Here is a 23,131-nt window from a genome sequence, read left to right on the forward strand (position 1 = left end):
CGAGCCGTAACCCCTACTCCTTGATGAAAATTAAAAAACAACTGTTATTAACTGATTTTCAATGGTTCTACTAGTAATATTTGCACTAATTATGTCCTATTTCTTGTTTAAGAATGTTCTATTGAGCAGGCTTTTTTCGCATGAAACTTTAAACAGATTTTGTACGTGCTTAAAATGAATCTAAATAAGGCTACTTAAGTACTTCAAAACTTGTCCATAATTCATCGGTAACGTAAATTTGCACCTCAAAATCAACAACCAATGAGCGGGTTCTTTAATTCTTCGATAGGTAGAAAATATGCAATGGCATTTTCTGCTTTTTTTCTTATTATTTTTTTAGTCATCCATTTAGCGGTAAACATTACATCTGTCTTTAGTGAAGATGTGTTCAATGACCTCTCCCACTTCATGGGCACCAACCCTTTAATACAATTTGGGCTTCAACCCATTTTGATTTTTGGTGTGGTTTTCCATTTTGTTATGGGATTTGTTCTTGAAGCTAAAAACAAAAGCGCCAGGAACATTAAGTATGCCAGGAACAATGGCGCTGCCAATTCCACATGGATGAGCCGAAACATGATTTATAGTGGATTGGTCATCTTGGCCTTTATCGTACTACACTTCATTGATTTCTGGATTCCTGAATTGAATACAAAATATGTTCAAGGCGATATGTCTGGCCTTTTGGCGGACGGAGAAGGTTTTCGTTATTTCGAAGAGCTACAACATAAATTTGTTAACCCTTTAAGGGTAGGTGCTTATGTAATTGCCTTTATTTTATTGGCACTTCATTTATTGCACGGCTTTACTTCTGCTTTCCAATCCGTAGGAGCGACCATGGGAAGACAAAAAGCAATGAAAAATATTGGCAAGGCATATTCGATCCTTATTCCATTAGGATTTATAGTTGTTGCCCTCTTCCATCATTTTAACCATTAATACCATTTACCTATGTCTGTACTAGACTCAAAAGTGCCCGAAGGGCCAATAAAAGACAAGTGGACTAACTACAAGGATAAAATAAACCTTGTAAACCCTGCTAACAAACGTCACATAGACATTATTGTGGTTGGTACTGGATTGGCAGGGGGATCTGCCGCAGCTACCTTGGCAGAGTTGGGATACAATGTAAAAGCTTTTGCTTACCAAGATTCCCCTCGTAGAGCACACTCAATAGCAGCGCAAGGTGGTATTAATGCCGCTAAAAACTATATGGGCGATGGTGATTCTACTTACCGTTTGTTTTATGATACCGTAAAAGGTGGCGATTATCGTTCACGTGAGGCGAATGTTTATCGTTTGGCCGAAGTTTCTTCCAATATCATTGACCAATGTGTTGCACAAGGGGTTCCTTTCGCACGTGATTATGGAGGATTGTTGGACAACCGTTCGTTCGGTGGTGTATTGGTTTCAAGAACATTCTATGCCAAAGGACAAACCGGTCAACAATTATTACTTGGCTGTTATTCGGCCATGAACCGTCAAATTGCCCGTGGTAAGATTGAAATGCACAATCGCCATGAAATGCTTGATGTTGTTAAGATTGATGGGAAAGCCCGTGGAATTATTGCACGTAACTTAATTACAGGTGAAATTGAGCGTCATTCCGCACATGCCGTTGTTATTGCAACCGGTGGTTATGGTAATGTTTATTTCCTTTCGACCAATGCAATGGGATCCAATGCAACTGCAGCATGGAAAATACATAAAAAAGGAGCGTTTTTCGCGAATCCTTGTTTTACACAGATTCACCCAACCTGTATTCCCCGTTCGGGAGACTACCAATCTAAATTAACGCTAATGTCAGAATCATTGCGTAATGATGGTAGAATTTGGGTGCCAGCCAAACTAGAGGATGCCAAGGCTATTCAGGAAGGTAGATTAAAACCAACGGAATTGGCCGAAGAAGATAGGGATTACTATCTAGAACGCCGTTACCCTGCTTTCGGTAACTTGGTGCCACGTGATGTTGCTTCAAGGGCCGCAAAAGAACGTTGTGATGCCGGTTACGGTGTTAACGCAACTGGTGAGGCCGTATATTTGGATTTCGCAGCGGCTATCGAACGCTATGGAAAAGTACAAGCTAAAATCCAGGGTATATCCAATCCTTCAAAAGAAAAAATCACCGAATTAGGTGAGGCCATCGTAGAAGAAAAATATGGAAACCTTTTCCAAATGTATGAGAAGATCGTAGATGAGAACCCATACAAAACACCTATGATGATCTATCCTGCAACCCACTATACCATGGGAGGGGTTTGGGTAGATTATAACTTAATGACAACTGTTCCCGGTCTTTACTGTATCGGGGAGGCCAATTTCTCCGATCACGGTGCCAACCGATTGGGAGCCTCCGCCTTAATGCAAGGTTTGGCCGACGGTTATTTTGTTCTACCTTATACTATCGGTGATTACTTAGCCGATGATATTCGAACAGGTGTCATCCCAACCGACACCAAAGAGTTCGATGAAGTTGAAAAAGAAGTAAAAGACAAAATCGATTTCTTCATCAATAACAATGGAACAAAATCGGTAGACTATTTCCACAAACGTTTAGGTAAAGTAATGTGGGATAAAGTCGGAATGTCACGTAATGAAAAAGGGTTAAAGGAAGCAATGGCCGAAATTAAACAGATTCGCGAAGAATTCTGGAAAGAGGTCAAAGTTCCTGGATCAGCAAACGAAATGAACCCGGAGTTGGAAAAAGCCGGTCGTGTTGCCGATTTCTTAGAACTTGGTGAATTATTCGCCAAAGATGCCCTTGTTCGTGAAGAATCCTGTGGAGGTCACTTCCGTGAGGAATCCGTTGAATTGGACGGAGAACAAAAAGGGGAAGCCAAACGTAACGATAAGGATTTTGCCTTCGTTTCCGCCTGGGAATACAAAGGGGAACCTGCTGATGCGGTATTGCACAAAGAGCAATTGGAATTTAAGGATATTGAATTAAAACAACGTAGTTATAAATAGTAATATGTAGCTGTAGCAGTGGGTATGATGACGATAACCTGCTAATATCATTAACCATATTACTTAATACTCATATAGTATGAATCTAACGCTTAAAATTTGGAGACAAAAAGGACCACAGGACAAAGGCAAGATGGTCGATTACAAAGTGTCTGATATTTCCGAACATATGTCTTTCTTGGAAATGATGGATGTTTTGAACGAACAGCTTGTAAATTCTGGCGAAGAACCTGTTGCTTTTGACCACGATTGTCGCGAAGGTATTTGCGGTATGTGTTCTTTACATATAAATGGGGAAGCCCATGGTCCCGATAGAGGAATTACCACCTGCCAATTGCACATGAGAATGTTCAAGGACGGTGATACCATAACCATTGAACCATGGAGAGCCAAGGCTTTTCCCGTAATAAAGGATTTGGTAGTAGATAGAAGCGCTTTTGAGCGTATACAACAAGCTGGTGGTTATATCTCTGTGAACACCTCAGGAAATACCCAAGATGCCAACTCGATCCCGATTTCAAAACATGCTGCTGATGAAGCCATGGATGCTGCCGCCTGTATCGGATGTGGTGCTTGTGTCGCTAGTTGTAAAAACTCTTCGGCCATGTTGTTCGTTGGGGCAAAAGTCTCTCAATTCGCCCTATTGCCACAAGGCCAGGTTGAAGCCACGGACCGAGTCAAGAACATGGTTGCCCAAATGGATTTGGAAGGTTTTGGTAACTGTACCAATACCGGTGCATGTGAAGTTGAATGCCCTAAAGGGATTACTTTGGAGAACATTGCACGTATGAACCGTGAATTGTTCAAAGCCAGCCTTATTAAGTTCTAAATATTAAGTTTTATCATATAATTAAAATCCCAACCGAATTCGGTTGGGATTTTTTATTTTTATATATGTCTAAAACCTATCCCGAAAATCGCATAAAAGTTCCAAGATTCAATGAAGCATCTGGCTTTTATACTACGCCTGAACGATCCAAGATCATGGGGAAAATAAGAGGGAAGAATACCAAGCCAGAACTTGCCTTTCGAAAGGCACTATGGGCTTCGGGGTACAGATATAGAATAGATTCCAGAAAATTAATCGGAAGGCCAGATATTGTGCTCAACAAATATAAAACCATTGTCTTTATTGATGGGGAATTCTGGCATGGCTTCAATTGGAAAGAACGTAAGGCCAAGTTAAGGACCAATCGAGAATTCTGGATTGCCAAAATCGAGAGAAACCAGCAACGGGACAGAGAAGTTAACGCTGAACTCAAAAGACTTGGTTATACGGTTTTCCGATTTTGGGATAAAGAAATTAAAAAAGACCTGGAAGGGTGTTTAGATAAAGTTATTGCCCATTTGAAATTGCAATCAGAACACGGCAGATAAAAGCTAGTTCATAGACTTATCAGAATTCTGGGGTAGTTCATACCTCATCAACCAATCCATCTGTTTGTCTTTTCCTATATAATAGGGGTGTTTCCCAAATTTCACGAATCCGTGTTCTTTATAAAAAGAGATTGCCCGGGTATTCTTTTCCCAAACTCCCAACCATAAAAACGATTTACCAGTTTTTAAGGCCAATTGCTTCACTTTTGCAATGATATACTTACCTATGCCCTTCCCCTGATAAACGTGCCTTACATATATTCTTTCGAGCTCTATGCTATCGTCTTGTTTAAGATCGGACTGTGCATCCCCAATATTAAGCTTAAAATAGCCGACAAGAATATTTTCCAGATAAACGAAATAAAAAAAAGTATTCAAGTTGTTTAATTGACTTGATAACTCCTCCTCACAAAAAGCGGAATCAATATACTTTCTAAAATCGTCAGGGTCATTGTCCTTTTCAAAGGATTCACTAAAAGTGGATTTAGATATATGCACTAGAACTTTTAAATCAGACAATGTACCTTTACGAAACTCCAATTCCATAATTCTTGTTTTCACTAAAAATAAAAAAAGCCCTGATAGTCATCAGGGCTTTTTTTATTTCTTATACGAAAAAGATTAAATCATGAATAATTTTTTAATCAATAAAACTATGCCGTGATAAAAATCATTTTTGTAAACTAAAATCTCATTTTCATTTGAAGGGTGGTTAATTTGGGCATCCATATTAATTAGGTTTGGGGATAGATTTATACTTATTGATTTCTTCACCATAAATATAATTCAAAACACCCATTTTCCCTAAAATATTGTTGTGAATTACACTGAAATTGTTGTGAAAAATTCGAAAAACAAATTTTATCGATGAACTACCTGAAAATAGGCTTCAAATATTCATTTCCGGAACTTCCCTATCAACGATCAATCGCCCCTCAGTTGCCCTTTTTATGACCTCAACTGTAACTCCCGGTGCCCTTTCCAACAGCTTAAAACCTTCATTGGTAACCTCGAGTACGGCAAGGTTAGTGACTATCTTTTTTACACAACCAACACCCGTTAAGGGTAGTGTGCATTTTTTAAGCAATTTTGATTTTCCGGCCCTATTGGTATGCATCATTGCCACAATGATATTTTCAGCAGATGCAACCAAATCCATTGCCCCTCCCATACCTTTGACCATTTTACCCGGAATTTTCCAATTGGCAATATCACCGTTCTCAGCAACTTCCATGGCCCCTAAAATAGTCAAATCTACATGTCTACCCCTGATCATAGCAAAACTTGTGGCAGAATCAAAGAACGAAGCTCCTGGCAAGGTGGTAATCGTTTGCTTACCTGCATTAATGATATCGGCATCCTCTTGACCCTCAAAAGGAAAAGGACCCATACCTAATACCCCGTTCTCACTTTGGAACTCCACACTAATATCATTCCTGACATAGTTGGCCACTAGGGTAGGAATACCTATCCCGAGATTAACATAATACCCGTCCTTGACTTCTTTTGCAATACGCTTTGCGATACCATTCTTGTCTAACATCAGTTTCTTGGTCTTACTGTTCGTTGTTCAATTCTCTTCTCATACTTTTCCCCTTGGAATATACGTTGTACGAATATTCCCGGTACATGGATTTCATTTGGATCTAAGGAGCCCGCCGGTACCAACTCTTCAACTTCCGCTACCGTTATTTTGGCCGCACCACACATACACGGATTAAAATTACGCGCCGTACCTTTAAAAATCAAGTTTCCCGCTTCATCCCCCTTCCATGCCTTTACGAATGAGAAATCGGCCTCAAAAGCCTTCTCCAAGACGTACATCTTACCATTGAATTCCCTTGTTTCTTTACCCTCGGCAACCTCGGTACCGTAACCAGCTGGAGTATAAAAGGCAGGGAAACCGGCTTGTGCCGCCCTGCATTTTTCCGCCAACGTTCCTTGAGGGGTAAGTTCAACTTCCAATTCACCACTCAACATTTGACGTTCAAACTCATCGTTCTCCCCTACATAGGAAGATATCATCTTTTTAATCTGTTTATTTTGTAAAAGTAGTCCCAATCCAAAATCATCGACACCTGCATTATTTGAAATGCAATAAAGACCGCTGACTTGTAACCGAACCAATTCCGATATCGCATTCTCGGGTATTCCACACAATCCAAAACCGCCAAGCATCAAAGTCATTCCATCTTTGACCCCTTTTAAGGCATCTTGAACATTATCTACTGTTTTACGAATCATAATATCCTTCTATTCAATTGATAATCAGAAAAAATCCATTGATACTAAAATAAGGTTTTAAAAAGAAAATGCCCTTAACTTTAATTAAAAAGTAAGGGCATTCACTTCTGTGCCTTAAATAAACCGAAGGTTCAGAAATCTAAGTCATCAAGGTCATCATCTAAATCCTTTTCCGTATCAGCGTCATCCGCAGGTTTGGAACAATCCAAATTAATGGACATATTTTCAGGTTCTGCAAATGCACCATCAGAGACCCCTAAATCCTTATCTGCGTAATTCTTTTTCATATATAATCCCCAAATAGGTAAGGCCATTGATGCTCCCTGCCCATAAGTGATTGTTTTAAAATGTACAGACCGGTCATCACCACCGACCCATACACCGGTGACCAAATTTGGAACCATACCCATAAACCAGCCATCACTATTGTTCTGGGTAGTACCTGTTTTACCGGCTATCGGATTTTTAAATTCATAGGGGTACCCGGTAATGATCTCTTTATACTCAGGACGCCATTTATCATAGCCCGTAGTACGTAACCGTGTTCCTGAACCTCCTTGGGTAACTCCTTCCATAAGATTGACCATGGCGTAGGCCACTTCCTTACTCAAAACATCCTTGGTTTCCGGTACATACTCATACAACACGGTTCCGTTCTTATCCTCGATACGGGTAACCATTACAGGTTTTACGTATACTCCTTGGTTGGCGAAAGCCCCATAGGCACCTACCATTTCATAAACACTAAGGTCGGGTGTCCCCAAGGCAATCGAAGGTACTTCGGGAATCTCACTTGTAATCCCAAGGTTCTTCACAATCGAAACAACGGATTTAGGCCCTACCCGGTCTATCAATTGGGCCGTCACACTATTTTTGGAATTGGCCAATGCCCTTTTCAATGTATACATCTCACCGGAATATTTACCTTCGGAGTTTTTAGGGCACCAAGGTTCCGGGTTCCCGTGCTTTTCCGCCTCTATACAATACTGCGTATCCGGTAGTTCATAACATGGGGATAACCTTAATTGATCTATAGCCGCAGCGTAAACAAAAGGTTTGAAAGTGGACCCTGCTTGTCGCGCACCTTGATACACATTGTCATATTGAAAATGCCTATAATCAACACCACCTACCCAAGCCTTTACGTGGCCTGTTTGGGGTTCCATGGACATCATTGCCGTTCTTAGGAACGATTTATAATATCGAATTGAGTCCATAGGGGTCATTATCGTATCCTTTTCATGGGAATCACTGTTCCAATCAAAGACGGTCATCTCTGTTTTCTTTGTGAATGAACTACGTATATCCTTTTCTGATTTGCCCTGTCTTTTCATTTGGCGCCACCGATCGGAATTCTTCATGGCACGCTCGATGATATTGTCTATTTCCGATTTATCCAAATCCAGGAAAGGGGCCGTTTTATTACGATCGGGTGTGTTTTGATGGAAAAATTCTGCCTGTAAGCGCTTCATATGTTCTTGTACCGCTTCTTCAGCATTGGCTTGCATTCGGGAATCGACGGTAGTATAGATCTTCAATCCATCCAAATAAAGACTCCATTTGTCCCGTTCTCCTTCAACAGCGGGTTTTGGATTTTTTTTGATCCAGTCGTTCATGAAACCTTGTAGATACATCCTAAAATAAGTTGCCAATCCTTCACGGTGGTTCTCGGGATTGAAATGTACTTGCATTTCCAAAGCCTGTAAAGAATCTTTTTCCTGTTCTGTGATATATTCGTATTTGGCCATTTGGGCCAATACGGTATTCCTTCTATTGAAAACCAGTTCTTCCCGTCTTAACGGATTGTAATATGAAGAATTCTTCAACATACCTACCAGCATAGCGGACTCCTCAATTTTTAGATCCTTAGGTTCTTTTCCGAAATATATCTTTGAAGCCGAACGAATACCATCAGCCGCATATCCGAAATCGTAAACATTCAAGTACATGGCAATGATCTCGTCTTTGGTATACTGCCTTTCCAGACGTGTGGCCAAAACCCATTCCTTTAATTTTTGAAGTATCGCTTGGGTCTTTTTCTCCTTCTCACGGGCCCCAATGAACAACTGACGTGCCAACTGTTGTGAAATGGTACTAGCCCCCCCCTTTTTTCCTAAATAAGCAAACGCCCTTAAAGTTCCCCTGGCATCTATTCCCGAATGTTCATAAAAACGTGCATCTTCAGTCGCAATCAACGCATTGACCAAATTCTCCGGTAAATCGTCAAACTTGATTGGGGTTCTATTATCATCCAAATAGAACTTTCCAAGGGTTTCCCCATCAGAAGAGAAAATTTCAGATGCCAAATTGGTCTGTGGGTTCTCCAAATACTCAAAAGGAGGCAGTTCGCCAAAAACTCCCCAAGAGGCCAGTTGAAACAACAATGCCCCGGAAAGAACACCCAAAGTGAACAAGATCCAGAACCATTTAACAAATTTAGAAAAGCCTTTATTGGTGGTTTTCTTTTTGGCCTTCACCGTTTTTTTACTCATTACTCTTTACTATTTCAAATCCTACATCGGTAATACCCTCGAGGTTAATGATACCATCAACATTGCCATTTTTACGCATGGCTTGGGATAAGCGTAATGTATATACGCCAGAAGAAGGAAAAACGATGTTTTCCTTATACCATAATTTATTTTCCTTGATGCTTCCATAACCTTTACCAAGCCATGTGCCGTCAGGTTCTGCCATAATATACTCTAAAGTATCGGTAACGGTTTCTCCATTTGGATAATCCAGTGCGGCGATAATAAAAAGGTTGCTATAAGGAAATGTATTATCGTTTCGAACATTAATGAACATATGGTGTTTTTGAATCGTATCCAATCCTGAGAAATTAAACTCCATTATACTATCCTTGTTCCATGAACCGTTTTCAGTGGGTTTAAATTCTGTTTTTACGATGGAATTGTTACAGGAAACCATAAAAACAATCCCAATAAATGCCAATATTCCCCTAAGCATTATTCTGACGTTTTTTTCTGTTATTTCTCCTTTTCTTATTCTTGTTTCTGTTATTCCGTCGTTTGGGTTTATCAAAACGCGTTAAACTATCTTGGCCAACTACATTCTCGAAGACCACCTTTTCCTCAACAATATTGTCAACAGCATACTCCTCTAGGCTTGTTACCTTTTCTTTCTTTTTGTTCTTGCCGATAATCTCTATGACCTGATCTTTGGAAAGCATATGCCAGTTAGATGGGTCATCTTTATATGAAAACCACAAAGTAGACTTGAAAATATCTGATTTCTGGCAAAAGGCCATTCCTTTTTCGGTAAACAACTTGGTGTCTTGTGAAGGAAAATCCTTTAATGCCTCTAAATAAAGATCCAGCTCATAGTTGAGACAGCATTTCAATTTGCCACATTGCCCTGCCAATTTCTGAGGATTCAACGAGAGCTGTTGGTAACGTGCAGCGGACGTACTCACCGACCTGAAATCTGTTAGCCATGTTGAACAGCACAATTCCCTTCCACATGAACCAATACCCCCTAAACGCTGTGCTTCTTGGCGATATCCTATTTGGCGCATTTCTATACGAATGCCAAAAGCCTTTGCCATATCCTTTATCAACTGACGAAAATCGACCCGATCTTCAGCTGTATAATAAAAAGTGGCCTTGGAACCATCTCCTTGGAATTCCACATCAGAGATTTTCATCTGCAATTTCAAGATGATGGCTATCTCACGGGAACGTTTCTTTATTTCCTCCTCACGATCTCTTGCCTTTTGCCAAATATCGATATCTTTTTGGGTAGCCTTACGGTATAATTTGGGGATTTCTTCGGCATTGTCCCGTACCTTTTTCTTTTTCATCTGCACCCTGACCAGTTCACCTGTTAGGGTAACCATGCCTATGTCGTGGCCAGATTGGGCTTGTGTGGCCACAATATCACCAATTGAAAGTGTTAGATTTTCCGAATTTCTGAAGAATTCTTTTCTGCTATTTTTAAATCGGACCTCAACAATGTCGAATGGTTTTTCACCATTTGGTAGTGACATGTTGGAAAGCCAATCAAACACCGTTAATTTATTACAACCATCTGTACCACAAGTCCCATTGTTCTTGCAGCCTTTTGGTTGTCCGTCCTTACCGGTTGAACAACTGTTGCAACCCATATTTTGTATGTTGATCCCGAAACGCCATACGACAAATCGGGAAAAGGTTCATATTAATCTTATCGGTAAAGGTAGTAAATTTTTAATGTGCTAAAAAGTTATCTCAACTTACACAGGTTCTTCGTTCCTTTGTTCCTATTTCAAGAAAGTTTAAAATTCTGGATGTTCGTTGATATGGATAAACAAAAAGGGGTAAGTGACTCCATTCTTTACCTGATGAGTCTTTCCGCAGGTTTGATCGTAGCAAACCTTTATTACAACCAGCCCTTACTTCACTTGATCTCGAAAAGTTTCGGGGCAACCGAATCTGCCGTGAGCAATGTGGCATTGGCCACACAACTGGGCTATGCCGTGGGGTTACTTTTTGTGATTCCACTTGGGGATATGGTTTCCAATAAAAAAATACTGAAAATCGATTTCTCCTTTATGATCATTTCTTTAATGGCGGCGGTTTTCTCCACCTCGCTCTGGTTTCTTGTAGCCGCAAGTTTTTTTATCGGTTGTACTTCGGCCTTACCTCAATTATTTGTGCCTATGGCCGCTCAATTATCGAATCCCCAAAACAGGGGTCGCGCTATAGGGATCGTCATGAGTGGCCTGCTCATCGGTATTTTGGCAAGTCGGGTCATCAGTGGTTTCATTGGTGAGCAGTTTGGTTGGCGCACCATGTATTTGGTGGCTTCTATAATGATGCTTTTTCTTTTTATAGTTCTAAAGTTAAAACTGCCACAAGTTGAACCGGTCTATAAGGGCAATTATAGGGATTTGATGAAGTCATTGGTTCATTTTTTTAAAGCAGAACCGTCTTTACGTTTGGCAGCAGTTCGTGGCGGACTGTCATTCGCTGGTTTAAGTGCCTTCTGGACTACCTTGGTTTTTCTAATGGAAGATAATTTCGGCTATGGAAGCGGTGTCACCGGAACCTTTGGACTAGTAGGTGTTGTTGGGGCATTGGCAGCATCCGTTGTCGGAAAATTAAGTGATAAGATGAGCAAAAACCGAATCATAATTACGGCGACACTCATCTTTATTATCTCATGGACGGTCTTTTTATTTTCCCATCATTCCATAATCGGCATTATTATTGGCGTTATTTTGATAGACCTTGGACAACAATCGCTTCATATCGCCAACCAAAACATCATATTTTCCAAAAACGAAAATGCCCGAAATCGCGTAAATACGGTTTATATGGTAATCTTTTTCATGGGAGGAGCCCTGGGAACGGTTTTAGGCGCCCTTGCATGGCAACATTTTCGATGGACAGGCGTATCTGTCCTAGGTCTTGCCCTTTCCCTACTTTTGTTATTGGTTCATATGGTCTTTGGCAACAAAAGGATTTGAACCTATTTTTTAAACTTCAATACTTGGGACCGCCCTTTTTTGAAAATCTTATTGCTCACCGTTTTTCCTTTTCGCAGTGCCTTTTGCTCTTCATAGGGCAATGCATGGATTTCTTTGCACTCATTTGAACAACAATCGTTCATTTCTTTGGCACAATCCTCGCATTGGATAAACAACAAGTGACAGGCTTCATTAGCACAATTTACATGCGTGTCACAAGGTTTGCCACATTGGTGGCATTGTGCGATGATATCCTCGGATATTCGCTCTCCCCTTCGATGATCGAAAACAAAATTCTTACCTATGAACTTGTTTTCCAAGTTCTGGTCATTGGCCTGTCTGGCATATTCTATAATACCTCCTTCTAACTGAAAAACGTTCTTAAAACCTTTATGCTTATAATAGGCACTGGCTTTTTCACAACGGATACCCCCTGTACAGTACATAACCAGTTTCTTATCTTCTTTGAAAGCTTCTAAATCCTTTTCAATAATATCCAAAGAATCGCGAAAAGTGTCAACATCGGGAGTTATGGCGTTCTTAAAATGACCTATTTCACTCTCATAATGATTTCGCATGTCAACCAAGATCGTATCCGGATCCTCAATAAGTTCATTGAATTTTGCCGCGTTTACGTGAACACCTTTATTGGTAACGTCAAAAGTTTTGTCGTTCAACCCATCGGCCAATATTTTCTTCCTGACCTTGACCTTTAATTTCAGAAAAGATTTATTGTCCTGCTCTATAGCGATATTCAACCGTACGTCTTTCAGAAAAGAAATACTATCCAAATGGTCTTTAAATGCCTCGAAATTCTGGGCTGGAACTGATAATTGGGCATTTATACCCTCATGGGCCACATAAATTCGGCCAAGGACATCGAGTTCGTTCCAATGAATGAATAAGTGGTTCCGGAAAATAGTCGGATTTCCTATGTGTGCATATTGGTAAAAGGAAATGGTCAGACGTTCCAGTCCGGCCTGTTCAATAAGGGCTTCCCTTTCCTTTGCACTTAAAGTATTGTACAGTTGCATGCTATACGAATCGTTAAGTTAAAGAATAGTTTTTGGGCAAATATAAAATAATCCTAGAGTATCTTAGTGGTAATGATTTTAACCGGGCACGCCAATTGGGCTTGTTTACAAGGTTCATAAATTGCATTGTCATGCGATTTAATGGTGAAAAAACCTTTTTTGTCCGTAGACCTTAGCAAAACACTTTTGCCATCTTTTTTTGACATCTGAAACTGTTCTGGGGCCAATTCAACACAGTAATTACAGCCAATACATTTCTTGCGTTGCAGGGTAACGACGACCATTATTCCTTCACAATTTTATACAATTTGTCCGATGGTCTGATTTTAAACCCGGTTGGAAACGTACAACTATTGCCTTTTTCGGCCACAGCAGCCTGAATATCATCAACCATCATTTGATCTAATTCCAATTCTTGTACCCCAGTTGTGGGTCCGGTAATCAATAAGGTGTCACCAACTTTTATATCAAAGGCCTCGATTTTGAATTCTGCGATTCCCGGTCTTGGATAATAATGTACCCCTTTGCCCACATACACTTTTTTTTGTGTGGCTTGTGTTCCGGGTCCGTCGCTCCATTCCCCTAGTTTCTGTCCTAAATAATACCCTCCCCAAAATCCACGGTTATAGACTTTTTCAAGGGCTTTCATCCAAACATCGATTTTTTCTTTGGAAAATGTTCCTTCAGTATGGGAATCAATCGCTTCTCTATACGTTTTTATTACGGTGGCCACATATTCAGGTGCCCTACCCCTGCCTTCGATCTTTAAGACCTTAACACCTGCATCAATGATCTGATCCAAAAAGTCGATCGTACAAAGATCCTTGGGTGACATCATATATTCATTATCGACTTCGATCTCAAATCCACTTTCTTGGTCAATGACCGTATACTTTTTTCGACAATTTTGTTTACATGCCCCCCTATTGGCCGATGAGTTATGGGAATGTAAGCTCAGATAGCATTTCCCGGATACAGCCATACATAATGCGCCATGGCCAAAAACCTCAACTTCAATTAAGTTTCCCGAGGGGCCTTTCACATCCTCCTTTTGTATTTGCGAGCAGATATTCTTAATCTGCCTTAAACTTAATTCCCTACTCAAAACCACAGTATCGGCAAATAAGGAATAGAACTTTACCGCTTCAATGTTTGTAATATTTATTTGGGTAGAAATATGTACTTCCATATTTATTTGCCTAGCATAGGCAATTACGGCTTGATCCATAGCAATAACAGCGGTTATACCCGCTTTTTTTGCCGTATCCAGGACCGTTTTTATGATCGATAGGTCATGATCATAAATAATAGTGTTAAGCGTAAGATATGTCCTAATATTCTTTTTGCTGCATCGTCGTGTTATTTCCGGTAAGTCATCCAAAGTGAAATTAATGGTTGCCCGCGCCCGCATGTTCAATTGCTCCACGCCAAAATATACCGAATCCGCTCCATTGTCGATGGCCGCCTGTAGGGATTCGAAATTCCCTGCCGGAGCCATTAATTCTATCTTTCCATTTCTTGTCATACCTACAAGGTGCTATATTTTTTGGACTGCAAAGATACATTTTATAGGCATATTACCATTCTACCCGGCTAATTATAAGGGTTATAGTACCTTAATTAGGCTAGAGATTAATCTTGCCCTTTAAAATTGATGATTAAGAAATTGGGATATTGGTATTAATATTCAGGGAAACCATTCCTTACTTGCTCAACCTAACTGTCCTGAAGCGGCTTACAGGCTCGTCGTACTGGGGTTTCTCTAATAAAAAAAGAGTCTTGAAAATTTCAAGACTCTTAATTCGGTCACCCTATTTTCTTCTTTTTCATAGCTCTTAAATAGTTGCAAAAAAGGAATTGACCACCATTGCCCATTGTACAAAAACAAATGGTTCATATATTGAGTTAGTATATGCATTTTAAACTTTAGATGACATTTTTACCAAAGGGTTGCGTTTTTAATTCGGTGAAGCCCAGACTGGTTGTGTATAAAATAATTTGGAGTGATGGAAATATGCCAAAAGAAATGGTAAATTAGCGTTCCTAATAAAAATAAAAGATGAGTTCTGAAAAAGAAGCAAAATTAAAAGCATTAAAACTAACCTTAGATAAACTGGACAAGACCTACGGCAAAGGCGCCGTTATGAAGATGGGCGATAGTGTTGTTGAGGATGTCGAAGTAATCCCATCTGGATCTTTAGGGCTAGACATCGCCTTGGGTGTGGGTGGATATCCGAGAGGAAGGATTATTGAAATATACGGTCCTGAATCTTCCGGTAAAACAACCTTGACCCTACATGCCATTGCCGAAGCACAAAAAAATGGTGGTATCGCTGCCTTTATCGATGCAGAGCATGCCTTTGATCGTTTTTATGCGGAAAAATTGGGCATCGACATTGACAATTTAATTATTTCACAACCCGATAATGGTGAGCAAGCACTTGAAATCGCCGATAACTTGATTCGTTCGGGGGCCATTGATATAGTCGTAATAGATTCTGTTGCCGCCTTGACTCCAAAAAGTGAGATCGAAGGGGAAATGGGAGACTCCAAAATGGGTCTTCATGCACGATTAATGTCACAGGCCCTTAGAAAGCTTACGGGATCGATCAGTAAAACACATTGTACGGTAATCTTCATTAACCAATTAAGGGAAAAAATAGGGGTCATGTTCGGTAACCCTGAAACAACGACCGGTGGTAACGCCCTTAAATTCTATGCATCTGTTCGATTGGATATTAGAAGGTCTACCCAAATCAAAGATACCGATGGTGGAGTCCAAGGTAATAAAACACGGGTAAAAGTTGTAAAGAACAAAGTAGCCCCGCCTTTTAGATTGGCAGAATTCGACATTATGTACGGAGTGGGTATTTCTAAAGTGGGTGAGATAATCGATCTTGGTGTCGAATATGAGATCATAAAGAAAAGTGGTTCTTGGTTCAGTTATGGAGACACAAAACTTGGACAAGGTAGGGATGCCGTAAAATCCCTCTTAAATGACAATCCCGAATTGTACGAAGAACTTGATGCTAAAATCCGTGAAGCGATTAAAGCTGTCAAGTAATCCTTTACACCATATGATTTAAAAACAGGCGCCGAAAGCGCCTGTTTTTTTGTGTACTGATTTTCGGGGTTAAACAACTTTTCTTGTACCTTAACGACTGCAAACGCAACCATAAACGAATAGTTTCATCTTAGGGATAAAATAAATTGTTAGTTTATGAAAAGGAGTTTTTTGGCACTTTGTGCCCTTGCTGTAGCGCTAGCTTTCAATTCTTGTGACATTGATGATGATAGTCCAAACTTTCATTTTGTACCCTTGCAAATAGTAAGTGTAGAAATGCCGGATTCATTTGTCCTTGACGAAACCTATCAAATAAATGTGACTTACACCATTCCGGATGGGTGCACTTATTTTGAGGGTTTTGACGTGACCAAAGACGATTTGACCACTAGGGAAGTTGTAGCAATCGGTTCCCAAAGAACCGATCAAGAGGTGTGCACGGAAGCTATTCGCGAAGTAGAAGGTTCATTTGATTTTATCGTCATACATAATGAACCATATCTGTTTCGATTTTACAATGGGGATGATACCAACGGTGACCCGCAATTTATAGAAATTGAAGTACCCGTGAATTAGTTAATGTAATAACCTAACCGATATTTTGAGTCAAGAAGAACTCATAAATAAATGTAAGAAAGGCGAGAGGAAGGCACAAGAGCTGCTATATAGGCAATACGCCAATATACTGTTCGGTATATGCTTGAAATATTCACGCAATAAATCGGAGGCGGAAGATAGTCTTCATGATAGTTTCATGACCATTTATGAAAAGATCGGGCAATACAAATCCAAGGGTTCTTTTGAAGGTTGGATCAAGCGTATCACTGTGAACACCGTTCTTCAAAAATACAGGAAAGAAGAATACCTCAAAGTTGTAACCGAAAATACGGAAGAGGAAATAGAAGTTGAAACCGGTTACACGGATATTGATCTTGATACCTTGCTGGAATATATTCAGGAATTGCCGAACAAATACCGTTTAACATTCAATTTATACGTTTTGGATGGGTATTCACATAAAGAAATAAGTACCATGCTCGGCACATCTCCCGGCACATCAAAATCTAACCTTGCCCGTGCAAGGATGATTTTAAAGGAAAAAATCGAAAATAAGAAGACCCAGGCCATAATCGGAATATTGATCATGGTATTAAACGATAATCAGTGAAACCAAAAGGTGTTCACAACGACATAGAAAAATATGAACATTGCTAAACATATAGCAAAATGAGCAAAAAAAAATTGGACAAATTATTCCAGGAGAAATTCTCGGAGTTTTCAGACGTCCCTACAGAAAAAGTCTGGAAATCGATCGAGGCCTCTTTGAATAAAAAGAAGAAAAACCGGAAGGTTATACCCATTTGGTGGAAACTGGGTGGCATAGCCGCCGTAATGGCCATTGGCATATACTTGACCATCCCTTTTAATAATGATGCAACCGGTACCGATAACATCATTACCGATGTTGAAAACAAAAAGGACAAAATTGAAGATGACAGATCACCGATCGTCAATACACCTAAAATCGTTGAAGAAACCAACACGGAAGACGTAAAAAACAATACTACGGAGAGGGCAACTCAACCAGATAATCCATCCCATATATTAAATTCAAAAACAACTTTGGAAAACGAAGAGGTCATGGTCGAAAATAATCGCACTAACCGGGCATTACAAACGGAAGAGTCAACAAACGTTCAAATTGCGACAAATACAAAGACTTACAAGAACAAAGTTTCAGATGATTCTAATCGGAATTTCATAAAAAACGATTCGGTTTCCGATAAAGCCATTGCCCAGCAGGCAACTCCTCATGATCATTCTGGTAAAAACCAGGCTTTGGCCCTTAAGAGGGATGGTGATAATCATATTGAAGATGGAACAAAACCAAATGAAGAAGCTATAGCGGAAGTTAAAAAAGAAGACGCTTTCAAAGAGAACGTAGAGAATACTAAAAAATCAATTTTCGATGAAATCGAAGAAAAAGAAGTGGAGGTAGCCGAAGTACAAGGAAGCAGATGGTCTGCTGGCCCTAATATAGCCCCTGTATATTTTGATGCTATCGGAAGTGGTTCTCCCGTACACTCGATATTTGTACCCAATTCCAAATCAGGGGATGTCAATTTAAGTTATGGTATTGCGGTCGCATATGAAGTAAGTACAAAACTTTCGATAAAAACAGGTATAAATAAAGTAGAATATGGTTACAACACCAATGATATAGAATTCTCATCCAGTCTAGACGGCTTCGGAAACGGACAAATAGCCAACATAGACTATAGCAGTGCCTCAAAAAATATCAGGGTAGAAAGCAATGTCAGCAATGCTAGTTCCTTTACCGGAAAAACCGCTTTAGATGCTGCGGCCAAAACCCCGATCTTAACCGGTGTAATGGCCCAACAATTCGGTTACCTCGAGGTACCCCTGGAACTGAACTATGCACTAATCGATAAAAAATTCGGTGTTGATCTTGTCGGTGGTCTTAGTTCCTTGTTTTTGATAGATAATTCAGTCTCTTTAACCTCTGGGGAATTAACAACAGAAATGGGCGAAGCCAATAACATTAACTCAATTAACTTCAGTACCAATATCGGCTTTGGCTTTAATTATAAGTTTACGCCCAAGGTTCAATTGAACGTTGAACCCATTTTTAAATATCAATTAAACACATTTTCAGATACTTCGGGTGACTTTAGACCTTTTAGCATTGGTGTTTACAGTGGCCTTAATTTTAAATTTTGAAAGAAAGGTTCAATAACTCACCCTTGGTTTAATTCTTTTATTTAAGTGATTTTTGAAGTTCCTCAAAAATGACATTGCGAACCTGTTCCCGTAGCATGGCTTTATCCTCATCACCCAGAAACGCAGTCTCAAAAAAAGTATGCACCCTGGCACGGATCAGTCCTGGACCCCCACTTAAAAAAGTAAAGGAAAAACGCTTTTTATTATCATAAAAAGTCATAGGTACCACCGGTATATTATGGGCAATGGCCATTTTAAAAGCCCCGTCCTTAAATTGATCCAACAAAATACTTTCATCATCCGGGACCCCACCTTCCGGAAAAATACAGATACTCAAACCTTGGTCCAAACGCCGTTGGGCCCTTCGATAAACCCTTGTTCTACTGCGACTATCGCCCCTGTCTACCATGATGCATACCCGCTTATAGAAAAAACCGAAAAGGGGTATTTTTACCAATTCTTTTTTGCCTACAAAGACAAAAGGGTTTTTACTTATGCGCAGCATCAACATAATATCCAACATACTGGTATGGTTGGCGACCAACATGTAACTTTTTCCACGAACCAGTTTTTGTTCCCAATAGACTTTTTGCGGACAACCCATACCCAGTAATATAGGCCTTGCCCATAGGTTCCTTGCCATCCAGAAAAATTGGGGATACCATTTTTCAGAAAAGGTCGCCAAAACCAAAAAAGGGAAGAAAACGATTATCGGTAGTGCCACCAATATATAAAACCAAATACGATATAATGTGAATCCTACATTTTGGGTTAATCTCAGCATAGATCAAAAGTAACAAATTGAACCAGTTTTTTGTGAATTGTTTTACCTTTGTGGTTCTTAAAAAAACAATAGAATGGCAAGAATACTAACAGGCGTGCAAAGCACAGGGGTACCCCATTTTGGAAATATCATGGGAGCGATTCTCCCAGCGATACAAATGGCGCAAGATCCCAAGAATGAATCTTTCTTATTCATTGCGGACATGCATTCCCTTACCCAAATAAAAAACGGAGAGGAGTTAAGGAACAATACCTATGCCGTTGCCGCCACTTGGCTTGCCTGTGGGCTTGATATTAATAAAACCGTTTTTTACCGTCAAAGCGACGTGCCACAAACCACAGAACTTTCCTGGTACCTTAGCTGTTTTTTTCCGTATCAACGGTTGACCCTCGCCCATTCCTTTAAGGATAAGGCCGGGCGTCTTGAAGATGTCAATGCCGGTTTGTTTACCTATCCCATGCTTATGGCTGCGGATATTTTGCTTTATGATGCTGAATATGTCCCTGTTGGGAAAGACCAATTGCAGCATTTGGAGATTACAAGGGACGTTGCTGCTCGATTCCATTCCAAATTGGGGGAAACTTTCATTATGCCTGAAGCGAAAATCCAGGATAATGCTATGATCATCCCGGGTACCGATGGTAAGAAAATGAGCAAAAGTAGTGGAAACCTCATCAACTTATTTCAAACGGACAAAAAATTGCGAAAGCAGATCATGGGGATAGAAACGGACAGTACCCCAATGGAGGATCCTAAAAATCCGGATACCGATAACGTTTTTGCCCTTTATAAAATCATCGCTTCAGATTCCCAGATTGAAGAAATGCGGGCCAATTACTTAGGCGGCAACTATGGTTATGGCCATGCAAAACAAGCTTTATACGAAGTTATATTGGAACGTTTTGGAGAAATACGTGAAAAATATGATTATTATATAAACCATCTTGAAGAAGTGGACAAAGCCTTGGAGCTTGGTGCGGTAAAAGCCAGAAAAGTGGCTGATGATGTCATATTAAGAGTACGTACCAAACTAGGGTATTAAGTAGATACCCCTATTTTTCAATTAGATTACGAACATAACCAAACAAACCGCTTGGTCGGTATTGTTTAGTTCTGGTTATAATTTTATTTTTTAAACGTAGGTTTACCTTCACACTTTATCGATTAAGTGTCTAAATAACGTAGGTTTACTATAACAACCAGCCAAAAACAAACCGTTTAGTCTAAAATCTTTGGCCACAACCTATAAGGAACAAATAATCCAAAGTCTTTTTATATAGCCTCAAACAGCTTTCCGGGCAAAGGCCTAACCAATCCTTTCATTTCCATATTCAATAATGTGGATGACACTTTAAAAATAGGTAACTGACAATCCAAAGCAATGGTATCGAGAATTTGTTTGCCTTCTTTTTGCAAATACAGGTAAATGGATTTCTCGTCATTATTCAATTCAACGAACAACTGTTGCTGAATGGGCTGTGGTTTTTTCTCTTCCAATTCCCAGTTCAACAAATAAATGATATCGGCAGCAGAAGTGATCATATGAGCCTTCTGTTGCTTGATCAGGTTATTACATCCGGAACTGTATTTGTCCTGTGCCCTCCCCGGAACGGCAAACACCTCCCGATCATAACTATGGGCAATATCCGCAGTGACCAAACTTCCTCCTTTTTCCGCCGATTCAACCACGATCGTAGCCTGACTCATACCCGCTATTATCCGATTACGCTTTAAAAAATTTTCCCTGTCAGGATTACTTGTGCTCCAAAATTCAGTTAAGAATCCCCCATTTTTTTCAATATCCCTTGCATACTTTGCATGCACTTTAGGATAGATTTGGTTCAATCCGTGAGCCAAACACCCTATGGTCTGCAAGCCGTTATTTATAGCTGCTTTCTGGGCGCAAATATCAACACCATACGCAAATCCGCTAACAATAATGGGATCAAGTGGGGCCAAGTCCTCAATGAGTTTTTCGCAAAAAGCCGTTCCGTAACTTGTAATGTTCCTTGTGCCGACAATGCTAATAATTTTACGATCTTCCAAGTCGAAATTCCCTTTTTTGAACAAAAATATAGGACTGTCTATACAGTGTTTCAAATATCGCGGATAATCCTTGTCGGTAAAATAAACGTATGATATTTCATTATCACGAATGTATTGCACCTCGTCTTCAGCAGCTTCAAGATGCTCTGCATCATGCAATCGCTTTATAGTATGTGTACCAATGCCATCGATCTTCAAGAGATTTTGCGATTTATCGTCGAAAACAGCCATTGGCCCACCACAATGGGCAATAAGTTTTTTTGCAGTTACATCCCCAATATTAGGAATGTTCTGGAGCCTTAATACCGCAATCAATTCATCTGTAGTCATTTGTATTTCCCAAGTTAGTTGTTCACAATTTACCAAAAATATAATGTTAATAAAAAGTGTCCTGGATTCTATTGAACCTCTATAATTTTTGCAATATTTGTCCTGATGGTATTAGAACACTATATCTCCGATTTACTTTATAGATACAACTGTGTGGTTGTGCCAGGCTTTGGTGCTTTTTTATCACAGCATAAATCAGCCCAGCTGAACAAACAGACCCATTCTTTTCACCCACCTTCAAAATCCTTGTCGTTCAATAAGCAATTGTCCTCGAATGATGGACTATTGGTTTCCTACATAGCAGAAGTGGAAAAATGCCCTTATGAAGAAATGCTTGGGCGGGTTATGGATAAAGTGGAACAATGGAAGCATACCTTGGAACAAGGTGAAAGATTGTCACTTGAGAACATCGGCAACCTTAAATCTAACCAAGAAGGGCACATTTTATTCCAGCCATCATATGAAGTAAACCATTTAACATCCTCATTTGGATTATCTTCTTATGTATCAGTACCCATTACCAGGGAAGTCTTGAAAAAAGAGGTGGTTACCATGGAGGAAAAAGTCCCTTTCATCATTACTCCAGAACGTAGAAAGGAAACATCGTTACGCCCCTATTTAAAATATGCGGCCGTACTTCTATTGGCCTTATCCACTGGTTTGACCGGCTATAGATTCTACAACGAAAGCCTTGAGCAAAAGCAGATCGTTGTTGAGAATGCCCAAGAAAAGGTTTCGAAAAGCATTCAGGAGGCTACTTTTTTTGACACTGCACCATTAGAGTTACCTACGCTTAACCTGAAGGCCGTTACAAAAAGTCCTGAAATTGCCACGCACCATATTGTAGCTGGCGCTTTTAGGTTCAAGGAAAATGCCGATAAAAAAATATCGGAATTGAAAAGACGTGGTTATGATGCCCATTATCTTGGCACTAATGACCATGGCCTGCATATGGTGACCTATAGTAGCTTTACCGATGTTAATGAAGCGCTACAAAACCTTAGGGCAATCAAAAGTACCCAATCCAAGGATGCGTGGTTACTATCGATCAGATAAGCGCTATCTTCGTAACA

22 protein-coding genes are annotated in these 23,131 nt (G+C 39.9%); 11 read left to right on the forward strand and 11 right to left on the reverse strand.

Annotated elements, in window-relative coordinates; translation table 11 throughout:
• Nucleotides 1-261: 261 nt before the first annotated feature.
• The 4 genes from GJ691_RS08685 to GJ691_RS08700 all read left to right on the forward strand — a co-directional run bounded on the left by GJ691_RS08685 (nucleotide 262) and on the right by GJ691_RS08700 (nucleotide 4,344).
• On the forward strand, nucleotides 262-939 hold the full coding sequence (locus GJ691_RS08685) for a succinate dehydrogenase cytochrome b subunit (RefSeq protein ID WP_154365903.1): 678 nt from the start codon (nucleotides 262-264) through the stop codon (nucleotides 937-939).
• 12 nt (nucleotides 940-951) lie between these two features.
• Nucleotides 952-2,967 (forward strand): fumarate reductase/succinate dehydrogenase flavoprotein subunit, encoded by a 2,016-nt coding sequence (locus tag GJ691_RS08690; protein ID WP_154365905.1) that lies wholly within the window; start codon nucleotides 952-954, stop codon nucleotides 2,965-2,967.
• A 79-nt stretch (nucleotides 2,968-3,046) separates the two neighbouring features.
• Nucleotides 3,047-3,796, forward strand: a complete 750-nt coding sequence (locus tag GJ691_RS08695) for a succinate dehydrogenase/fumarate reductase iron-sulfur subunit (RefSeq protein WP_154365907.1) — start codon at nucleotides 3,047-3,049, stop codon at nucleotides 3,794-3,796.
• Nucleotides 3,797-3,861: 65 nt separating this feature from the next.
• Nucleotides 3,862-4,344 (forward strand): very short patch repair endonuclease, encoded by a 483-nt coding sequence (locus GJ691_RS08700; RefSeq protein ID WP_154365909.1) that lies wholly within the window; start codon nucleotides 3,862-3,864, stop codon nucleotides 4,342-4,344.
• Nucleotides 4,345-4,347: 3 nt separating this feature from the next.
• On the opposite strand, the gene GJ691_RS08705 is transcribed toward GJ691_RS08700, so the two are convergent.
• The 6 genes from GJ691_RS08705 to GJ691_RS08730 all read right to left on the reverse strand — a co-directional run bounded on the left by GJ691_RS08705 (nucleotide 4,348) and on the right by GJ691_RS08730 (nucleotide 10,714).
• On the reverse strand, nucleotides 4,348-4,890 hold the full coding sequence (locus GJ691_RS08705) for a GNAT family N-acetyltransferase (protein ID WP_154365911.1): 543 nt from the start codon (nucleotides 4,888-4,890) through the stop codon (nucleotides 4,348-4,350).
• Between the two features lie 343 nt (nucleotides 4,891-5,233).
• Complete coding sequence (locus GJ691_RS08710; protein ID WP_154365913.1) at nucleotides 5,234-5,887, reverse strand: CoA transferase subunit B; 654 nt, start codon at nucleotides 5,885-5,887, stop codon at nucleotides 5,234-5,236.
• Entirely contained in the window at nucleotides 5,887-6,588 is a 702-nt protein-coding gene (locus tag GJ691_RS08715; protein ID WP_154365915.1) for a CoA transferase subunit A, read from the reverse strand. Before GJ691_RS08715 ends, GJ691_RS08710 begins: the two co-directional genes overlap by 1 nt.
• Before the next feature lie 131 nt (nucleotides 6,589-6,719).
• Complete coding sequence (locus GJ691_RS08720; protein WP_154365916.1) at nucleotides 6,720-9,080, reverse strand: penicillin-binding protein 1A; 2,361 nt, start codon at nucleotides 9,078-9,080, stop codon at nucleotides 6,720-6,722.
• Complete coding sequence (locus tag GJ691_RS08725) at nucleotides 9,073-9,558, reverse strand: gliding motility lipoprotein GldH (protein WP_154365918.1); 486 nt, start codon at nucleotides 9,556-9,558, stop codon at nucleotides 9,073-9,075. The genes GJ691_RS08720 and GJ691_RS08725 overlap by 8 nt, the downstream gene beginning before the upstream one ends.
• On the reverse strand, nucleotides 9,551-10,714 hold the full coding sequence (locus GJ691_RS08730; RefSeq protein ID WP_154365920.1) for a PSP1 domain-containing protein: 1,164 nt from the start codon (nucleotides 10,712-10,714) through the stop codon (nucleotides 9,551-9,553). Before GJ691_RS08730 ends, GJ691_RS08725 begins: the two co-directional genes overlap by 8 nt.
• A gap of 162 nt (nucleotides 10,715-10,876) precedes the next feature.
• Between GJ691_RS08730 and GJ691_RS08735 the strand changes: the two genes are divergently transcribed.
• On the forward strand, nucleotides 10,877-12,058 hold the full coding sequence (locus tag GJ691_RS08735; protein ID WP_246200151.1) for an MFS transporter: 1,182 nt from the start codon (nucleotides 10,877-10,879) through the stop codon (nucleotides 12,056-12,058).
• A gap of 2 nt (nucleotides 12,059-12,060) precedes the next feature.
• Here GJ691_RS08735 and trhO read toward each other — a convergent pair whose 3' ends face one another.
• The 3 genes from trhO to GJ691_RS08750 are packed head-to-tail and all read right to left on the reverse strand — an operon-like array spanning nucleotide 12,061 to nucleotide 14,617.
• Complete coding sequence (trhO, locus tag GJ691_RS08740) at nucleotides 12,061-13,092, reverse strand: oxygen-dependent tRNA uridine(34) hydroxylase TrhO (RefSeq protein ID WP_154365922.1); 1,032 nt, start codon at nucleotides 13,090-13,092, stop codon at nucleotides 12,061-12,063.
• Nucleotides 13,093-13,145: 53 nt separating this feature from the next.
• Nucleotides 13,146-13,376, reverse strand: a complete 231-nt coding sequence (locus GJ691_RS08745) for a ferredoxin (RefSeq protein WP_154365924.1) — start codon at nucleotides 13,374-13,376, stop codon at nucleotides 13,146-13,148.
• Nucleotides 13,376-14,617 (reverse strand): peptidase U32 family protein, encoded by a 1,242-nt coding sequence (locus GJ691_RS08750; RefSeq protein ID WP_154365926.1) that lies wholly within the window; start codon nucleotides 14,615-14,617, stop codon nucleotides 13,376-13,378. The genes GJ691_RS08745 and GJ691_RS08750 overlap by 1 nt, the downstream gene beginning before the upstream one ends.
• A 534-nt stretch (nucleotides 14,618-15,151) precedes the next feature.
• Between GJ691_RS08750 and recA the strand changes: the two genes are divergently transcribed.
• The 4 genes from recA (at nucleotide 15,152) to GJ691_RS08770 (ending at nucleotide 18,898) form a co-directional block, all read left to right on the forward strand.
• A complete protein-coding gene (gene recA / locus GJ691_RS08755; RefSeq protein ID WP_154365928.1) occupies nucleotides 15,152-16,156 on the forward strand; it encodes a recombinase RecA in 1,005 nt (334 codons plus the stop codon).
• 156 nt (nucleotides 16,157-16,312) lie between these two features.
• Entirely contained in the window at nucleotides 16,313-16,732 is a 420-nt protein-coding gene (locus tag GJ691_RS08760; RefSeq protein WP_154365930.1) for a hypothetical protein, read from the forward strand.
• Nucleotides 16,733-16,757: 25 nt separating this feature from the next.
• Nucleotides 16,758-17,324: an RNA polymerase sigma factor gene (locus GJ691_RS08765; protein WP_154365932.1), complete on the forward strand. Its 567-nt coding sequence runs from the start codon at nucleotides 16,758-16,760 to the stop codon at nucleotides 17,322-17,324.
• A gap of 59 nt (nucleotides 17,325-17,383) precedes the next feature.
• Nucleotides 17,384-18,898 carry an outer membrane beta-barrel protein gene (locus GJ691_RS08770; RefSeq protein ID WP_154365934.1) on the forward strand — a complete coding sequence of 505 codons (1,515 nt, stop codon included), beginning with the start codon at nucleotides 17,384-17,386 and terminating at the stop codon, nucleotides 18,896-18,898.
• Nucleotides 18,899-18,935: 37 nt separating this feature from the next.
• Here GJ691_RS08770 and GJ691_RS08775 read toward each other — a convergent pair whose 3' ends face one another.
• Entirely contained in the window at nucleotides 18,936-19,682 is a 747-nt protein-coding gene (locus GJ691_RS08775) for a lysophospholipid acyltransferase family protein (protein WP_154365936.1), read from the reverse strand.
• 73 nt (nucleotides 19,683-19,755) lie between these two features.
• Between GJ691_RS08775 and trpS the strand changes: the two genes are divergently transcribed.
• A complete protein-coding gene (trpS, locus tag GJ691_RS08780; RefSeq protein ID WP_154365938.1) occupies nucleotides 19,756-20,724 on the forward strand; it encodes a tryptophan--tRNA ligase in 969 nt (322 codons plus the stop codon).
• A 230-nt stretch (nucleotides 20,725-20,954) separates the two neighbouring features.
• Here the strand turns inward: trpS and dprA are convergent, their stop codons facing one another.
• A complete protein-coding gene (gene dprA, locus GJ691_RS08785; RefSeq protein WP_154365940.1) occupies nucleotides 20,955-22,058 on the reverse strand; it encodes a DNA-processing protein DprA in 1,104 nt (367 codons plus the stop codon).
• Between the two features lie 105 nt (nucleotides 22,059-22,163).
• Here dprA and GJ691_RS08790 point away from each other — a divergent pair, with 105 nt between their 5' ends.
• Nucleotides 22,164-23,114, forward strand: coding sequence for an HU domain-containing protein (locus GJ691_RS08790; RefSeq protein WP_154365942.1), 951 nt, complete (start codon nucleotides 22,164-22,166; stop codon nucleotides 23,112-23,114).
• Nucleotides 23,115-23,131 lie beyond the last annotated feature (17 nt).

Origin of the sequence: Maribacter luteus (assembly GCF_009674825.1) — a bacterium.
GTDB classification, from domain to species: Bacteria; Bacteroidota; Bacteroidia; order Flavobacteriales; family Flavobacteriaceae; genus Maribacter_A; species Maribacter_A luteus.

What these genes read in the sequence shown, in the direction of transcription:
- GJ691_RS08685 (WP_154365903.1), top strand. Translation starts at nt 262, where the DNA reads ATGAGCGGGTTCTTTAATTCTTCGATAGGTAGAAAATATGCAATGGCA.
- GJ691_RS08690 (WP_154365905.1), top strand. Translation starts at nt 952, where the DNA reads ATGTCTGTACTAGACTCAAAAGTGCCCGAAGGGCCAATAAAAGACAAG.
- GJ691_RS08695 (WP_154365907.1), top strand. Translation starts at nt 3,047, where the DNA reads ATGAATCTAACGCTTAAAATTTGGAGACAAAAAGGACCACAGGACAAA.
- GJ691_RS08700 (WP_154365909.1), top strand. Translation starts at nt 3,862, where the DNA reads ATGTCTAAAACCTATCCCGAAAATCGCATAAAAGTTCCAAGATTCAAT.
- GJ691_RS08705 (WP_154365911.1), bottom strand. Translation starts at nt 4,890, where the DNA reads ATGGAATTGGAGTTTCGTAAAGGTACATTGTCTGATTTAAAAGTTCTA.
- GJ691_RS08710 (WP_154365913.1), bottom strand. Translation starts at nt 5,887, where the DNA reads ATGTTAGACAAGAATGGTATCGCAAAGCGTATTGCAAAAGAAGTCAAG.
- GJ691_RS08715 (WP_154365915.1), bottom strand. Translation starts at nt 6,588, where the DNA reads ATGATTCGTAAAACAGTAGATAATGTTCAAGATGCCTTAAAAGGGGTC.
- GJ691_RS08720 (WP_154365916.1), bottom strand. Translation starts at nt 9,080, where the DNA reads ATGAGTAAAAAAACGGTGAAGGCCAAAAAGAAAACCACCAATAAAGGC.
- GJ691_RS08725 (WP_154365918.1), bottom strand. Translation starts at nt 9,558, where the DNA reads ATGCTTAGGGGAATATTGGCATTTATTGGGATTGTTTTTATGGTTTCC.
- GJ691_RS08730 (WP_154365920.1), bottom strand. Translation starts at nt 10,714, where the DNA reads ATGGGTTGCAACAGTTGTTCAACCGGTAAGGACGGACAACCAAAAGGC.
- GJ691_RS08735 (WP_246200151.1), top strand. Translation starts at nt 10,877, where the DNA reads ATGTTCGTTGATATGGATAAACAAAAAGGGGTAAGTGACTCCATTCTT.
- trhO (WP_154365922.1), bottom strand. Translation starts at nt 13,092, where the DNA reads ATGCAACTGTACAATACTTTAAGTGCAAAGGAAAGGGAAGCCCTTATT.
- GJ691_RS08745 (WP_154365924.1), bottom strand. Translation starts at nt 13,376, where the DNA reads ATGGTCGTCGTTACCCTGCAACGCAAGAAATGTATTGGCTGTAATTAC.
- GJ691_RS08750 (WP_154365926.1), bottom strand. Translation starts at nt 14,617, where the DNA reads ATGACAAGAAATGGAAAGATAGAATTAATGGCTCCGGCAGGGAATTTC.
- recA (WP_154365928.1), top strand. Translation starts at nt 15,152, where the DNA reads ATGAGTTCTGAAAAAGAAGCAAAATTAAAAGCATTAAAACTAACCTTA.
- GJ691_RS08760 (WP_154365930.1), top strand. Translation starts at nt 16,313, where the DNA reads ATGAAAAGGAGTTTTTTGGCACTTTGTGCCCTTGCTGTAGCGCTAGCT.
- GJ691_RS08770 (WP_154365934.1), top strand. Translation starts at nt 17,384, where the DNA reads ATGAGCAAAAAAAAATTGGACAAATTATTCCAGGAGAAATTCTCGGAG.
- GJ691_RS08775 (WP_154365936.1), bottom strand. Translation starts at nt 19,682, where the DNA reads ATGCTGAGATTAACCCAAAATGTAGGATTCACATTATATCGTATTTGG.
- trpS (WP_154365938.1), top strand. Translation starts at nt 19,756, where the DNA reads ATGGCAAGAATACTAACAGGCGTGCAAAGCACAGGGGTACCCCATTTT.
- dprA (WP_154365940.1), bottom strand. Translation starts at nt 22,058, where the DNA reads ATGACTACAGATGAATTGATTGCGGTATTAAGGCTCCAGAACATTCCT.
- GJ691_RS08790 (WP_154365942.1), top strand. Translation starts at nt 22,164, where the DNA reads ATGGTATTAGAACACTATATCTCCGATTTACTTTATAGATACAACTGT.